This is a genomic window from Pedococcus sp. P2_E2 (genome assembly GCF_056403955.1).
The window spans coordinates 676981-692439 of sequence record NZ_JBFUEM010000001.1 but is presented as its reverse complement, the minus strand read 5'-3'; the positions used below and the strand labels follow the sequence as shown (position 1 = coordinate 692439).

The 15459-nt window shown below is 70.6% G+C and carries 11 protein-coding genes; 6 read left to right on the top strand and 5 right to left on the bottom strand.

Annotation, left to right across the window (positions count from 1 at the left end; translation table 11 throughout):
• Positions 1 to 63 precede the first annotated feature (63 nt).
• The 3 genes from AC1DWR_RS03260 to AC1DWR_RS03250 all read left to right on the top strand — a co-directional run bounded on the left by AC1DWR_RS03260 (position 64) and on the right by AC1DWR_RS03250 (position 4362).
• Entirely contained in the window at positions 64 to 1383 is a 1320-nt protein-coding gene (locus AC1DWR_RS03260; RefSeq protein ID WP_477623645.1) for a lytic transglycosylase, read from the top strand.
• An 82-nt stretch (positions 1384 to 1465) separates the two neighbouring features.
• On the top strand, positions 1466 to 3457 hold the full coding sequence (gene pknB, locus AC1DWR_RS03255) for a Stk1 family PASTA domain-containing Ser/Thr kinase (RefSeq protein ID WP_477613190.1): 1992 nt from the start codon (positions 1466 to 1468) through the stop codon (positions 3455 to 3457).
• A gap of 35 nt (positions 3458 to 3492) precedes the next feature.
• Positions 3493 to 4362 (top strand): DMT family transporter, encoded by an 870-nt coding sequence (locus AC1DWR_RS03250; protein ID WP_477623644.1) that lies wholly within the window; start codon positions 3493 to 3495, stop codon positions 4360 to 4362.
• Here the strand turns inward: AC1DWR_RS03250 and AC1DWR_RS03245 are convergent.
• Both AC1DWR_RS03245 and AC1DWR_RS03240 read right to left on the bottom strand, forming a co-directional pair.
• Positions 4350 to 5423, bottom strand: coding sequence for a threonine aldolase family protein (locus tag AC1DWR_RS03245; protein WP_477623643.1), 1074 nt, complete (start codon positions 5421 to 5423; stop codon positions 4350 to 4352). The genes AC1DWR_RS03250 and AC1DWR_RS03245 overlap by 13 nt on opposite strands.
• A 104-nt stretch (positions 5424 to 5527) precedes the next feature.
• Positions 5528 to 6880 (bottom strand): class II 3-deoxy-7-phosphoheptulonate synthase, encoded by a 1353-nt coding sequence (locus AC1DWR_RS03240; protein WP_477613193.1) that lies wholly within the window; start codon positions 6878 to 6880, stop codon positions 5528 to 5530.
• An 80-nt stretch (positions 6881 to 6960) separates the two neighbouring features.
• Here AC1DWR_RS03240 and AC1DWR_RS03235 point away from each other — a divergent pair, with 80 nt between their 5' ends.
• A complete protein-coding gene (locus tag AC1DWR_RS03235; protein ID WP_477623642.1) occupies positions 6961 to 9372 on the top strand; it encodes a glycoside hydrolase family 31 protein in 2412 nt (803 codons plus the stop codon).
• Between the two features lie 87 nt (positions 9373 to 9459).
• Positions 9460 to 9876, top strand: a complete 417-nt coding sequence (locus AC1DWR_RS03230) for a hypothetical protein (protein ID WP_477613195.1) — start codon at positions 9460 to 9462, stop codon at positions 9874 to 9876.
• 24 nt (positions 9877 to 9900) lie between these two features.
• Here AC1DWR_RS03230 and AC1DWR_RS03225 read toward each other — a convergent pair whose 3' ends face one another.
• Positions 9901 to 13554 carry a DUF7379 domain-containing protein gene (locus AC1DWR_RS03225; protein WP_477623641.1) on the bottom strand — a complete coding sequence of 1218 codons (3654 nt, stop codon included), beginning with the start codon at positions 13552 to 13554 and terminating at the stop codon, positions 9901 to 9903.
• 250 nt (positions 13555 to 13804) lie between these two features.
• On the opposite strand from AC1DWR_RS03225, the gene AC1DWR_RS03220 reads away from it, so the two are divergent.
• The gene (locus tag AC1DWR_RS03220; RefSeq protein WP_477613197.1) at positions 13805 to 14056 is read left to right on the top strand and encodes a hypothetical protein; all 252 of its coding nucleotides are present in this window, start codon (positions 13805 to 13807) and stop codon (positions 14054 to 14056) included.
• 83 nt (positions 14057 to 14139) lie between these two features.
• Here AC1DWR_RS03220 and AC1DWR_RS03215 read toward each other — a convergent pair whose 3' ends face one another.
• Both AC1DWR_RS03215 and AC1DWR_RS03210 read right to left on the bottom strand, forming a co-directional pair.
• Positions 14140 to 14487, bottom strand: a complete 348-nt coding sequence (locus AC1DWR_RS03215; protein ID WP_477613198.1) for a hypothetical protein — start codon at positions 14485 to 14487, stop codon at positions 14140 to 14142.
• The gene (locus tag AC1DWR_RS03210) at positions 14484 to 15404 is read right to left on the bottom strand and encodes a patatin-like phospholipase family protein (RefSeq protein WP_477613199.1); all 921 of its coding nucleotides are present in this window, start codon (positions 15402 to 15404) and stop codon (positions 14484 to 14486) included. The genes AC1DWR_RS03215 and AC1DWR_RS03210 overlap by 4 nt, the downstream gene beginning before the upstream one ends.
• Positions 15405 to 15459: the final 55 nt, after the last annotated feature.

Here is a 15459-nt window from a genome sequence, read left to right as displayed (position 1 = left end):
ACCACCTGCTCCACCTGAAGCTCTCCACCACGTGCTCCACCACAGCCCGAAAGGCAGCCCCCGATGTCCCCAGTGATCGCTCCGGCAGCGCTCCCTTCGGCCACCCTCCAGGCGGCCGTCGCCGTCGTCCAGAAAGCCAAGCCTGCCCCCTATGGCTGGGTGGCCTACACGGTCCGGACCGGAGACACCCTGGCCGACATCGCCGCCCGCACTGGGACCACGACGGGGACCCTGGCGACACGCAACCACCTGAGTCACGGGGGGAACCACCTGTCCATCGGACAGCGGCTGTCGGTGCCCAAGACCGCCGCGCAGGCCCGCGCCGAGGCGGCCAGGGCACGAGCCGCGGCCGCGGCGAGGGCTGCGGCGATCAAGCGCGCGACCTACGTCGTCCGTTCCGGTGACACGCTGAGCCACATCGCCGCGCGCAAGGGTGTGTCCCTCGCCGCCCTCCTCAAGGCCAATCGGCTCTCCCCCCGCTCGGTGCTGCAGGTCGGCCAGAAGGTCCGCATCCCCGGCGCCGGAGCCGCGAGCGCCCGCCGCCCGGCGGCCGCAGCGCCGTCCATCACCACCTACCGGGTGCGCAGCGGTGACACGCTCAGCGTCGTCGCCGCCCGCACCAAGACTGCCCTCCCGACGGTGTACTCGCTGAACCGGCTGAACGCCCGCAGCGTCATCCACCCCGGCCAGGTCCTCAGGGTCCACGGGGCCACGCCGGCGGCCACCCGCCCCGCCGGCACCGCGGCATACGCGGTGCGCGTCGGCGACACGCTCAGCGGTATCGCCACGAAGCACAGCGTCACCCTCGCCGCCCTGCTCAAGACCAACCGGCTGTCCGCGGCCTCGGTCATCTACCCGGGCCAGCGGCTCAAGGTGCCGGCCAAGCCGGCCAAGTCTGCCGCGAGCGCCAACTCGTTCGCAGGGCGCACCTACCCCAGCTCGATCGTCAACGCGGCCAACCGCAACCGCGCCGCCCTGGCCCGGCACGCCGTTCCCAGCCGCAGCCAGACCCAGGCGATGATCGTCGCGACGGCGCGACGCCACGGCGTGGACCCCAAGCTGGCCCTGGCCGTCGGCTGGCAGGAGTCGGGCTGGAACCAGCGCCAGGTGTCGGTGGCCAACGCCATCGGTGTCATGCAGGTCATCCCGTCGTCCGGGCAGTGGGCCTCCGAGATGGCCGGACGACAGCTCAACCTGCTCAACACCCAGGACAACATCACGGCGGGGGTGGTGATCCTGCGCTCACTGACGCGGTCCGCCAGCACGGTCGACCAGGCCATCGCCGGCTACTACCAAGGTCTCTACTCGGTGCAGAAGAACGGCATGTACGCCGACACCAAGGGCTACGTGGCCGCCATCAAGGCGCACCGCACCCGGATGTGAGCCAGCCTGACGAATGCGGTCGGGACAGCGCCCACGGACCCGCCTGCACGAGATGACCAGCGAGACCTCCTACACTTTGCGGGTGTCTTCCGGTGTCACCGAGTCGTTGCTCGGGCGTGTGTTCGACGGGCGCTACCGCGTCCTGTCGCACATTGCCGACGGCGGAATGGCGTCCGTCTACCTCGCCCTGGACACCCGGCTGGACCGTGACGTGGCGCTGAAGGTGATGCGCCACGACCTCGCGCAGGACGAGGCCTTCGTGAGCCGGTTCAAGCGTGAGGCGCGCTCGGCAGCGCGACTGTCCCACCCCAACGTCGTGTCGGTCTTCGACCAGGGCGAGGACGACGGCCACATGTTCCTGGCGATGGAGTACGTCCCGGGCCAGACCCTGCGCGAGGTGATGAAGGCCGAGGGTCCGCTGACCCCGCGCGCTGCCCTCGACATCATGGGTCCGGTGCTGCAAGCACTCGGCGCGGCCCACCGCGGCGGCATCATCCACCGCGACGTCAAGCCCGAGAACATCATCCTGCGCGAGGACGACGGCACCGTGAAGGTCGCCGACTTCGGCCTCGCCCGAGCCGTCTCGACCCAGACCACCGCCTCCCAGACCGGTGTCCTGCTCGGGACGGTTGCCTACCTCTCCCCGGAGCAGGTCGAGCGCGGCATCGCCGACGCCCGCAGTGACGTCTATGCCGCCGGGCTCATCCTGTTCGAGATGCTCACCGGCACCAAGGCGTTCACCGGCGACACCCCGATCCACATCGCCTACCAGCACGTCCACGGTTCCATCCCGGCACCGTCGTCGAGGGTGACCTCCGTGCCTGCCGAGCTCGACGCGCTCGTGGCGCTGGCGACTTCGCGCGACCCCGACCACCGGCCCTACGACGCCGAGGACTTCCTCACCGAGGTGCGCAAGTCGCGGGCGATGCTGACCCCGACCGAGCTGGACCGCCGACCCGAGGGCCCCGCTGCCCTGGCCGGTGGAGCGAGCACCGTGGCCGTCGAGCGGACCAGCGCGCTCCCGGCGTCCACCGGTCACGAGCCTGCCGGTCACGAACCACGCCATGCCGCCGTCCCCGGTCGTCCCGTGCCGCGGCTGTCGCTGCCCATCGACCGCACCCCCACGAGTCCCCCCGTGCTGCCCGGGCGGGGCGTCGACACCATGGACAGCGACGACGACTACGACCGTCGCGGAGGGCCCTGGCGCTGGATCTGGATCGCCCTCGGCGTCGCCCTCGTCGCGGGCATCGCCGCCTGGTGGTTCCTCGCGGGTCCCGGCTCCCCCACCGTCGTGCCGGCGACCACCAACCTCACCTTCGCCCAGGCCCAGGACAAGCTGGACGTCGCCCACCTCGGCGCCGACCGGGTCGACAGCTTCGACGAGTCGGTGCCCAAGGGCGTGGTCATGTCCACCGACCCCGGCGCCGGCGCCGAGGTGCGACGCGGCACCGACGTCAAGGTCACCGTCTCCAAGGGACCGGAGCGGTATGCCGTGCCCAACGTGCTCAACAAGTCCGCGGCCGAGGCGCGCGACCAGATCACGGCGGCCAAGCTGACGGTGGGGACCAGCAAGGAGGCCTTCGACGAGACCGTCGCCGCGGGTCTCGTGGTGGGCGTCGACCCCAAGGTCGGCACCCCGCTCAAGCGCGGCACCAAGGTCAACGTCGTCGTGTCCAAGGGCAGGCAGCCGATCCCGGTCACCGACTTCACCAACAAGCCGGCCGCAGCGGCGGTCGACGCCCTGTCCAAGGCCGGGCTCACCGTCGACGCGACCGAGCAGGCCAACAGCGACACCATCGCCAAGGGCAACGTGATCTCGCAGTCTCCGGCCGGTGGCACCCTGTTCAAGGGCGAGACGGTCAAGCTGGTCGTCTCCAAGGGCCCGGTCCTGGTGAAGGTGCCCGACGTCTCCGGCAAGCAGGCCGACGAGGCCGAGGCGATCCTGCGAGCCGCCGGCTTCGACGTCAAGCGTGAGAACGCCTTGGGTGGCATCTTCGGCACTGTCCACCACACCAACCCGGCGGCCAACACCGAGGCGCCCAAGGGCTCGGTCGTCACGATGGTGATCGTCTGACCCTGTCCCCGTCGCGGCTGGCGACGCTGCTGCTCGTGTCGGTCACCGCGGTCTGGGGCTCGACGTTCTTCCTCATCCGTGACCTCGTCGAGCACGTGCCGTCGGCCGACTTCCTGACCGTGCGCTTCGCCATCGCGGCGGTCGTCATGGCCGTGCTGTTCCGGCGCCAGCTGCTCGCCCTGACCCGGCGTGAGGTCCTGATCGGTGTCGTCCTCGGGATCCTCTACGGCCTCGCCCAGCTGCTGCAGACGGTCGGGCTCGAGCACACCGACGCATCGGTGTCCGGGTTCGTCACCGGCACCTACATCGTGCTGACACCGGTGCTCGCCGCGATCCTGCTCCGCGACCGGATCCCGGGGACGACGTGGTTGGCCGTCCTGCTCGCCACCGCCGGGCTCGCGGTGCTCTCGCTGCGCGGCATCTCGGTGGGCTACGGCGAGGCCCTCACGCTGGCCGCGGCGGTGCTCTACGCGTTGCACATCATCGGGCTCGGCCGGTTCTCGACCGCTGCTTCCGCCACCGGCCTGGCGACCGTGCAGGTCGGGGTCATCACGGTGGTGGCGCTGGTCGGCGCGCTCCCCGGAGGCGTGACCCTGCCCTCCACCGGCGGCCAGTGGACCTCGCTGCTCTACATGGCCCTGGTCGCCGGAGCCGTCGCTCTCTGGGCCCAGACGTGGGCGCAGTCGCACCTGCCCGCCACCCGAGCGGCCATCGTGATGACGATGGAACCGGTCTTCGCGGCGTTCTTCGCGGTGCTGTTCGGGGGCGAGTCACTCACGCTGCGCATGCTGCTCGGGGGCGCGCTGGTGCTCACTGCGATGTACGTCGTCGAGCTGCTCGGTCGCAGCGCCAGCGCCTCGGCGGAGGAGGACCGGCCCGCCGAGCTGCTGCATCACGAGGTCTGAGGGTTGGCGTCGGGGCCTTGTTCCAGCAGTGGCACCAGCTCGGCGATGGCGCGTTCGGTGCCGGCGTCGTCGACGTCGAGGTGCCAGACGAGGCGCACCGCCGTGGTGCTCACCGGATAGAGACGTATGCCGCGTCTGCCCGCCTCCTCGACGAAGGCCGCAGGGGTCCACCCCGCCCCCGCCACGTCGAGCACGACGATGTTGGTCTCCACCCGCCGGGGGTCGATCGAGGCGGGGACCGCTGCTGCCGCTGCCTCGGCGAAACGTCGGGCGCGCGCGTGGTCGTCGGCGAGCCGCGACAGGTGGTGGTCGAGCGCATGCAGGCCGGCCGCGGCCAGGATCCCGACCTGTCGCATGCCGCCCCCGAACCGCTTGCGCCAGATCCGCGCCTGCGCCATGAGGTCCCGCGACCCGACGAGGACCGAGCCCACCGGGGCGCCGAGCCCCTTGGACAAGCACACGCTCACGGTGTCGAACAACGCGCCATAGGTTGCGAGCGGGACGCCGGTGGCGACGTGGGCGTTCCACAGGCGGGCGCCGTCGAGGTGCATCGCCACGTTCCGCGACCGCGTGCCCGCGCGCAGGGCTTCGATCTGGTCGAGCGGCTGGACGGTTCCACCTCCGAAGTTGTGGGTGTTCTCGACGACGACCAGGCGCGTGTTGACCTGGTAGGTGCCGCCGTCGGGGATCATCAGCGCGAGCGGCTGGGCGGCGTCGAGCAGCCCGTGGTCGGCGACCCAGGACCGCGACGAGATGCCGGACAGCACCGCGGCGGCACCCATCTCCGCGCGCAGGACGTGGGCCAGCGAGTCCGCGATGAGCTCCTCACCGTGGGCGACGTGCAGGCGCAGGCACAGCTGGTTGGCCATCGAGCCGGTCGGTGCGAACAACGCGTCCTCGTGCCCGAGCAGCTCGGCCACCCGCTCCTCGAGCCGCCGGACCGTCGGGTCCTCGCCGAAGACGTCGTCGCCGACGGGGGCGTCGGCCATCGCCCGGCGCATCGCCTCCGTGGGCTGGGTGAGGGTGTCGGACAGCAGGTCGACCAGGGGCGCAGCAGGCATGCGAGCCAGCCTAGGAGGTGGGCCACCGTGGACGGCCGGCGACCCGGCGGCATACCTGCTCGAAGCTCGCCAGGTGGCGGGCCGGGCCGGACCCGTCGCGGACGTCAGTCCTTGGCCAGCATCTCGGCGACGAGGAAGGCCAGCTCGAGGCTCTGCTGGTGGTTCAGCCGCGGGTCGCAGACCGTCTCGTAGCGCTTGTTGAGGTCGGCGTCGAGGATCTTCTCGGCACCGCCGATGCACTCGGTGACGTCGTTGCCGGTGAGCTCGACGTGGATGCCGCCGGGGACCGTGCCCAGCCCCTGGTGCACCTCGAAGAAGCCGCGCACCTCCTCGACGACGTCCTCGAAGTCCCGGGTCTTGTATCCGCTCGCCGACTCGAAGGTGTTGCCGTGCATCGGGTCGCAGATCCAGGTGACCTGCGCGCCCGAGCCGGTGATTTTCTCGACCAGGGTCGGGAGGGCGTCGCGGACGGTCTTGGCCCCCATGCGGGTGATGAAGGTCAGGCGACCCGGCTCACGGTCGGGGTCGACCTTGTCGATCAGGCGCAGCACGTCGTCGATCTCGGCCTTGGCGGACAGCTTGATGCCGATCGGGTTGAGCACCTTGGAGACGAAGTCGATGTGCGCGCCGTCGATGTCGCGGGTGCGCTCGCCGACCCAGATGAAGTGGCCGCTGGTGTCGTAGAGCTCGCCCGTGCGGCTGTCGACGCGGGTCAGCGGTCGCTCGTAGTCGAGCAGCAGCGCCTCGTGGGACGAGAAGAACTCGGTGGTGCGCATGGCGTCGAAGTCGGCGCCACAGGCCTGCATGAACTTCATCGCCTTGTCGATGTCCTTGGCCAGCCGCTCGTAGCGGTTGTTGGCCGCGTTGGCGACGAAGCCACGGTTCCAGTCATGAACGTGGCGCAGGTCGGCGAAGCCACCCTGCGTGAAGGCCCGCACGAGGTTCAGCGTGGCCGTGCTCGCGTGGTAGGCCTGCACCAGTCGCTGCGGGTTGGGCGTGCGTGACTCGAGGGTGAAGTCGAAGTCGTTGACCATGTCGCCGCGGTATGCCGGGAGGGTGACTCCCTCGCGCGTCTCGGCGCCGCTGCTGCGCGGCTTGGCGTACTGGCCGGCCATCCGGCCGACCTTGACGACCGGGACGGAGGCGCCATAGGTGAGGACGGCGGCCATCTGCAGGATGGTCTTCACGCGGTCGCGGATGTTGTCGGCGGTCGCGGACGCGAACGTCTCCGCGCAGTCCCCGCCCTGCAGGACGAAGGCGTCGCCACGTGCCGCTGCGGCCATCCGGGACTTCAGGACGTCGCACTCCCCCGCGAACACCAGTGGCGGATACGACGCGAGCTCGGCGACGGCGCTGGAGAGGCGGGCGGCGTCGGGCCACTCCGGCTGCTGGGCAGCCGGGAGGTGGGCGCCGGCCGCGAGGCTGGCGAGGGCGTCGTGGTGCTGCGTGGTGCTCACCGCTCAAGGATAGGCGGGACCGCGCGCACCCCGTCCCATGGCCCAGATCCCGATACCCTTCGACGCGAAGGAGGGTACCCATGGCCTCTCGACTGACGGTCCCCGGCAACCCGGTGGCGCACCCCGACGCGGTGGTTGCGGGCGACTGCTGGCGGATCACCGTCCTCACCCCCGGGCTCCTGCGGCTCGAGTGGTCGGAGACGGGCGGGTTCGAGGACCGGGCCAGCACCTTCGCGGTCAACCGCGCGCTGCCGGCGCCGGACATGCAGGTGCACCGCCAGGGTCAGCGGATCGAGCTGTCGACGGACTGCCTGCACCTCGACTACGACGGCGAGCCGTTCAGCCCGAGTGGTCTGGTCGTCACGGCGACGTCAGCGATGCCCGATGCCCACACCAGCGAGTGGCGCTTCGGCCAGCCTGCCGACGGGCTCGGCGGCACGGCCCGCACCCTCGATGACGTCGACGGCGCCGTCCCGCTCGGCCCGGGTGTGGTCTCCCGGACCGGCATCGCGGTCATCGACGACTCCGACTCGTTCCTCATCGAGGACGGTCGCCCTGCCGTGCGTCGCCCGGGCACCCGGGACCTCTACGTTTTCGTCCGCGGCCACGACTATCGCGCCGCCGTCGCCGACCTCTACGCAGTGTCCGGGGCCGTGCCTATGCTCCCCCGCTGGGCCCTCGGCAACTGGTGGAGCCGCTACCACCCCTACTCCGGGGACGAGTACCTCGAGCTGCTCGACAGGTTCGAGGCAGAGGGGGTGCCGCTGTCGGTCGCGGTCCTCGACATGGACTGGCACTGGGTCGACATCGACTCACGGTTCGGCACCGGGTGGACCGGCTACTCGTGGAACCGTGACCTCTTCCCCGATCCGCCCACCTTCCTCGCCGAGCTGCACCGCCGCGGCCTCGCCGTGACGCTCAACGTCCATCCCGCCGACGGGGTCCGCGCGTTCGAGGACGCCTACCCACAGGTCGCCGAGGACATGGGCGTCGACCCGGCCAGCGAGCGCTCAGTGGCCTTCGACCCGACCGACCCCCGCTTCATGGACTCCTACTTCCGGCGGCTCCACCACCCGCTCGAGGACGAGGGCGTCGACTTCTGGTGGCTGGACTGGCAGCAGGGCTCGTTCAGCCGCACACCCGGCGTGGATCCGTTGTGGCTGTTGAACATCGAGCACTTCAACGACTCAGCCAGACGAGGTCAGCTCCCCATCACCTTCTCCCGGTATGCCGGTCCGGGCAGCCATCGCTATCCCGTCGGCTTCTCGGGCGACACGCACATCACGTGGGACTCCCTCGCCTTCCAGCCCTACTTCACCGCGAGCTCGTCCAACATCGGCTACGGCTGGTGGAGCCACGACATCGGTGGCCACTGGTACGGCAGCCGTGACGACGACCTGACCGTCCGCTGGGTGCAGCTCGGTGTCTTCTCACCGATCATGCGCCTGCACTCGACGCTGCACCCTTTCATCCGCAAGGAGCCGTGGACCTTCCCCGCCCAGGCCCGCACCACGATCGACACCTTCCTGCGGCTGCGGCACCGGCTCGTCCCCTACCTGCACACCATGAACGCCCGCGCCGCGCGCGAGGGTGCGCCGCTCGTCGAGCCGATGTACTGGGCCGACCCAGGAGCCATCGAGGCGTATGCCGTGCCGAACCAGTTCCGCTTCGGGACCGAGCTCGTGGTGGCCCCGATCACCAGCCGACAGCAGGAGGTCATCGGGCTGGGCAGCGCGCAGGCCTGGCTGCCCGACGGCGTGTGGACCGACCTGTTCACCGGCACGCGGTACCGCGGCGGGAGGCAGGTGCGACTGCACCGGCCGCTGGAGACCCTCCCGGTGTTGGTGCGCGCGGGCGGCCTCCTTCCGCTGGCTGGCTCGGACGACGCCGCCGTGGGTACGGCAGTCCCCGAGCACATCGAGCTCGTCCTGGCCGTCGGGGCGGACGGCCGGTTCGACCTCGTCGAGGACGACGGGAGCAGCGGTGCCGACGACGGGAGCAGGGGGCCGGACGACGGGAGCACMGCGGCGCACACCGCGGTCACGACGACCACCTGGGACGAGTCCAGCGGCACCCTGGTGATCGCGGCGCCGACGGGAGCCGTCGACGTCCTCCCTGCCTCACGCAGCTGGACGCTGCTCGTCCTCGGCGTCGAAGCCGGCGCCAGCATGACCAGCCAGGGCGGGGTCGAGACGACTCTCTCCCCCCAACCCACGACCAGCGGCACGCGGTTCGCCCTCGGCGACGTCGCCATCGGGGGCGGCCTGACGGTCACCCTCGGCGACGTCCGGCCCTTCGACTGGTCGCGGACCGTCGAGGCGGTGGGCCAGGTGCTCGACCGGGCGCGGATCGACTACAACCTGAAGAGCACCGCCTTCGACCTGGTCGAGTCGGCGGACGGGCCCACAGACGCGGCTGCGCGCCTGCGTGGTCTCGAACTCGACCGTGAGGTCGAGGCCGCCGTCCTCGAGCTGATCCTGGCCCAGTACTGACACGCTGCAGCCTCACCGCCGCGATGGCACTATGGCAGCGGAGCCCTCGGGCACCAAGACCTCGGACACCCACGGATGGGGGCTGCCATGTGGGCAGAGCTGGTGCTTCTCCTCGCTGCTGTCGTCTTCCTGGTGGTAACAGGCCTGCTGCACCGCGGCTTCGCGAAGCAGCCGGGCGTGGCCCTGGCGGGAACTCCCCCACGATTCGCGGCGGCTGTCGACCGGGCAGGAGGCGCGTCGTCCGTGCGCGCCGGTCTGTGGCTCGACCTGATCTTCATCGCGGCATTCGGGCTCTCGGCGACCCTGCTCCTCCGCGCAGCCGACGCGAGGTGGGGGCTCCCACTGGGTGCCGCAGGGATGGACCTGATGGAGAACCTCCTCATCGGTCTCTTGACCCGACGTGGCTCGGCGCCGGGCACAGGCATCCTGGCGGTCGTGGCGGTCCTCAAGTTCACCCTCTATCTGCTCACGCTCATCGAGCTCGTGCGTCACGTGCGGTGGTGAGGGAGCCGAGCCGAGAGACTCCGCTCACGACCCGCCGGGTGGCTGCAGGGTCGCCCCGGGGTGCGAGTACACGACGTAGGCCAGCCACGTCGCATCACCGTCGGCACGAGCCTTGTCCCGCGCCGTCACCACGGCCTTGGCCATGGTGGCTCCCCCGAGGAGCTCGGTGTAGAGGGTCTCGACGAAGGTGCGCGCCGGCTCGTCGCCGACCGACCACAAGGAGCTGATGAAGGCTCCCGCCCCACCTCCCAGGAAGGCCTGCGCGAAGCCGCCGAGGCTCGACAGCTGGCGGGCGACCCGCCCCGCCTGACAGGCGTTGAGCACGACGAGCGGACCATTGCCCTTGGCATCGGCGAGGTCGGCCAGCTGCTCGACAGCGCTCGCGCTCAGCGACTCCTCGACATAGCTGCCGTTCTCCGCGCGACCGGCCAGCAGGATCCTGGCGTCGGACGCAGCGGTGTTGGAGGCGGCGCCGTGGCCGGCGAAGTGCAGGAGGTCGAAACCACCGTTCTGGATGATGTCGAGGACTGCGCCCTGCTCCGCCGCGACTGGTTTGGCGCCGAGCCGCCGCTTGAGGAACTCCTCCTCCTGGGTCACTTCGGTGAGCACCCAGTCCGGGTTGGCGTAGGCCGGGCACAGGGAAAGCACCTTGCCCTTGCGGGTGCGGAATCTCACCGGCCGGGGGAAGGTCCCCCACAGCCACCGGACCATGCCGAACTGCCCGAGGAACAGGGTCTCCGTGCCGAGCTTCTTCCCGCGTTCCTTGAGGTGCACGAGCTCCCAGGGGATGAAGGGTTCCTGGGACATCACCATGAGCTGGCCCAGCCGACTCCTGTTCTCCCACAACACGTCCTGCAGCTCCGCAGGGAACAGCTGGTCGAACAGCTGACCCCCGAAGACCCGCAGCTCCCGCTGGAAGGTCTGTTCGTCGCCCTTGCTGCTCAGCCAGCGTTCCTCGATCTTCGTGTAGAGGCCGTTGACGAACGCCTCACGGTTCTGCAGGGGTGGCGACGTGAACTGCCGCAGGATCCCGAGCTCCTGCGACTGGACGTCGTAGTCGTAGTACGTGTCCCCGCCGTTCTGACGCTCGTTGATCCGCAGCCACTGGACGCCGTCAACACCCGTGACCAGCCCGGGATCCGTCTGGACCCGGGCCTCGGCAGAGACACGACCCGCTCGGGCGACTGTCGACGTGCCCGAGACCGTCGCCGTGAGCCGCAGGGTCACCAGGGCAGCCGGGCCCTGGCGCAGCACGACCCAGACCTCGCCGTCGCCCGCGTGCGTGGGTTGCACGTCGAAGAGGAACTCGGCGACCTCACCCGGGGCCGGGACCTCGGTCGTGACCCGGTCATCCCCCACCGTCTCGACGTTCTGCTTCGGCAGGACCTGCACGATGAGCTCTCTGGTCGAGTCGACCTTGCCACCACCCGCGCCACTCGCGCCGGTCGCCGCCGCCTTCAGCTCCTCCCGTGAGAGGCGGCAGCTGAGGCTGACCGTGCGGCCGACCACGAGGTCCGACGGCAGGTCGGCCGCCATGAACACCGAAACATCGCGGCTTCGGGCTCGTCTTGAGGGTGCCCCGGACGTCGGCTGGGGCGGCTTGGCAGCGGACTCGAACTCGGGGCTCCTGGTGCCACGGCGGGCGCCGGCCGTGGGTGCGACCTCCTCGACGACGCCGACGGGAGCCCCACGGTCCAGGACGACGCGGGTCCGCCGCGTCCTCGGCAGGGGGCGACCCTGGGGTCCCGTCTCGCGCGGCAGCGGGCCCGGCACCCGCCCGACCTCGACGGTGGGGCTGCGCATCACCTCCTGTAGACCCAGCGCGTCACCGATGGCCGTGTCTGCCTYGGCCCCCCGCAGTGCGCGGGTGAGCGTCGCAGGGTCGATGGCGTAGTGCAGCGTCTGCCCCTGGTGCTCGCGGGTGACCACGACGAAGTCGGCGTCCCGGGCTGCCGCACGTCCCTCTCGTGGTGTCGCGTCGACGGGGACCACCCGGATGTTGCGGATCGCGCGGTGCGGCAGGCTCGGCCCCACCATCGAGCCGGGGGCCACCGCCGGCTGCGCCGGTCCCCCGACCCCCAGCCAGGCGGCGAGGGCGGCGGTGACCTGTGGCTGGATGAAGTAGTTGAGGTGGTAGACCACACCGTTGGCGCCGAAGTCGAGCGTCTCCATGACGAAGCCACCGCCGGATCCGAGGTCGATCGCCGCCATGGAGGACGTGTGGACCACGAGGTCGTTCTGGACCCCCATCAACTGGTCCACCAGACCGTCTGCCAGCGCATCCAGGAGTCGTCGCGGCAGCTCGGGCGTCCCGGCCCCGTGAGCGAAGAGCTTCGGCTCGAAGTCGGAGGACACGGCATACCAGGGTGTCCCGGCGCCGGGCTGACCGGGCTGGACCTCGTTGAGCATCTTCACGAACTTCCCGTCCGGCTCCATCGCGGCAAGGCCGGGCACCTTCCGGTCGGTGACCGCGGCCGCCACGAGGTACTTCACGAACGCGCCGACGCTCTTGACCACGCCGCGCACGATCTCCGCCGCGGGGGCGCTGCCCGTCAGGAGCCCGATCGCGCGCGCGGAGGCGGCGACCAGGTTCGTGTACAGGTCGACGAAGGTGTTCCAGTTCGCCGGCTCGGCCAGCCGCGTCCCGGCATTGGTGGCCCCCACGAAGATCATCCGCTGCACGGTGGCGCGCCAGGGCGAGGACGGCAGCAGGTACTCCACGAGACTCCGCGCAACCAGACCTCCGCGGCTGTAGCACACGATGTCGATGGTCGGCGGCGCCTTCAGCGCGTTCTTCTCGAGTCGCGCCAGGAGCTCTGTGGCGTTCTCCAGTGGGTCCTTGCTCAGCGTCGGGTGGTCGAATCCGAGGATGGCGTCGTATGCCGTGCCCGCAGCATCCAGGAACGCTCGGCCGTGGTCGGTGGAGGTCAGTGCGCCGTAGCTGCCCACCGTGGAGGAGAAGGTCCCGTGCACGAAGAGCAGGATGCGGGCCGGCCGGTCCTGGGGCAGCTTCACGTCCCCGAGCGTGCTCACCCGCGACCACTTGCTGACGTCCTTGCCCTGCATGATGACAAGGCCGGGCGTCACGTGTCGCTCCAGGAAGCCCATGAGCGGTCCGGGGACCAGCCCTGCCACGAACTTGAGGACGTAGGCCTTGGCGCGGCCCACGACGAAGTCGCCCAAGGGGCCCCGGACCGTCCGAGACGGAGCCGGCGCCGCCGTGGCCGGCTCGGACGCACGGACGTCGAGCTCGAAGTGCACCTGCCGCCGCGCCGGGCCGCGGCCGCGTCGCGCCCTCACGGTCGGGGTTCCGTTGTCGGTGGGCAGCTGCCAGGAGTAGAAGCCGTCCTGCTCCAGCAGGATCACGGCTGACTCCTCTGGCGCGACATCGAGGTCCAGGCTGACGGTGGCCGCCCGGCTGGGGGCACGCCTTCCCGGGGCCGGGCGGGGCGGCACCAGCTCCACGGGCTCGACCAGCTCGAGGTCTTGGTCGGCGAGGGCGTCCAGGAGAGCACCGGTCACGTTCTCCTGGCCGGCTGCGGTCCGGCCGGCTGTTGGGCTCCGGCGCCGTCGACCGGGACTCGGTGGGCTGCCGGTCGTGGTCGTGGCCGTCCCGACTGAGTACGAGTCGGGGTAGGTCACTGTCAGCGCACCAGAAGTCCATTGCCGACTCGGCATCGTGTCGTTCCTTCCGCCTTGGCCAACCCTCCACCGCAGGGCGAGGCTGCCCGCCAGAACCTGTGACGCAATCGAACGATAGGACCATTCGACGCGACCCAACTCCGGCAATTGCACGAGAATGACGTCAGCTGTCCCTGGCCCCGCGGCCCCACACATAACGCCGTCGCTTCGGTATCAACAGCGCGCCTGACCCCTCTTTGAGGACAAGAGGTTGGGTAACCTGCCCAGCCGAGGTTGGAGGATCGTCATGCGTGACGAATTCACGTCCCGGGTCTCGAGCCTGGCGATGGTGGTAGCAGCCCTCTCGAGCCTGGGCGCGGTGATCTACCTGTCCGTCAGTGGCCAGCAGGTGGACGAGTACCTGGCCGGTCTCGCGGGGCTCACCGTCGGCGCCCTCCTGCCCTCGCCGCTCACGTCGGGACGCACGGCCCCGCCGCAACCGCGCCCCGAGCAGGGACGGCACCGGGTGCCTCGGGGCAGCGCCGACCTCGCACGCTGAGGCGGCGCAGCGCGGCATACCCCATGGATGCGCTGATGGCTCGTGGCACGGGTCACGTCCGTTGTGTCACCGTGCGGTGCGGATCAGCAGGTACCGGTGTTCTCGAAATAGCACAGGAGGCTGACGGGCAGCACGAGGCCTGCCACCATGGCTGCCACGGAAACGGCTATCGCCGATCCCGCCACCCACACCGGCTCGTGATCGCGCCGGTTGGCGCGCAGCGCTGACACGGCCACAGCCATCGCCAAGGCGCCCATGGCAGCTCCCGCGATGCCGAAGTCCTCGATGCTGAAGGCCACTTCGCCGAAGCCCAGCGGAGTGTCCTGCCAACCGAAACCGATGGCGGCTGGCAGCGTCGACAACGCCGCAACGGCAAGGGCGAGGGCGAGGGCGGGGAGCGATCTCCCCTGGTGGCTGGGCGTCCTGCTCACCCGCCGAAGTCTAGGAACTCGATCAGCTGCTCGGCCAGGGACCTGCCCTGCTCGTAACCGGCTCGAGCAGCGGGCGGACGCGTCGACGGGTCCATCAGATTCGTGCCGAATGCCTTGAGGGAGTTGCCATCCGGCAGGATCGTCGCGACCCTGCTGCCGCCCGCGCGCAGCTCGTCGACCTGCGCTGCAAGGTGCATCCCCCAGAGCAGCGGGTGCCGCGTTCGGCCTCCGAGTGGAGAAAGCACCAGCACCCGCCCGTAGCCGGCCGCGAGATCGGCGTTCTCGTTGCGACGGTAACCGCCGTCGATGTATCGAGCGCTGCCGATGCGGTAGGCGACGCCGCTCGCTGTGCTGGCGGCGACGGCGTCCGCCAGCGGCACCGCACTGTGGCGGTCGAACACGACCGGTTCACCCGTGTGGGCATCGACCGCGGTGATCAGCATCCTGCGTTCCGGCCATTGCTGGCTGGGCAGCCGGGCGGCGACGGTGGCGCGCCACCGCGTGTGCCCGGACCCATCCGACGCCGCCTCCAGGTCGAGCGCCGCCGCACCCATTCTGCGGCGCATGTCGGCCGCGTCCTCAGCGGCGGCGATGATTCGGTTCGTTCTCTCCAGGTGGTCGACCACCGGCCCGGTGCGAACGCGTCGACCACTGGTTGCCACCGGAGCAGTCCGCGGCGGGGCCGCAGGGCCGACGATGTCGGCAAGCAGGGTGGTCGGACTCGCGCTGGTGATCTGGGCCGCGGCCGTCGCACCGGCCGACGTCCCGATGACCAGGTCGGCCTCGGTCACATCCAACCCGGCATCCACCAGGCCGGCGCTGACGCCGATGAGCCACGCATTGCCTGCCGATCCGCCCCCACCCAAGACCAACGCCCTGCTCAGGGCTGCCGCCGAGGTCGACGCTCGCTCGCTCATGACCGGGCACTCTATGCACCCGGGAGGCCGACTGCCCGGGTGAGGCTGCCGACGG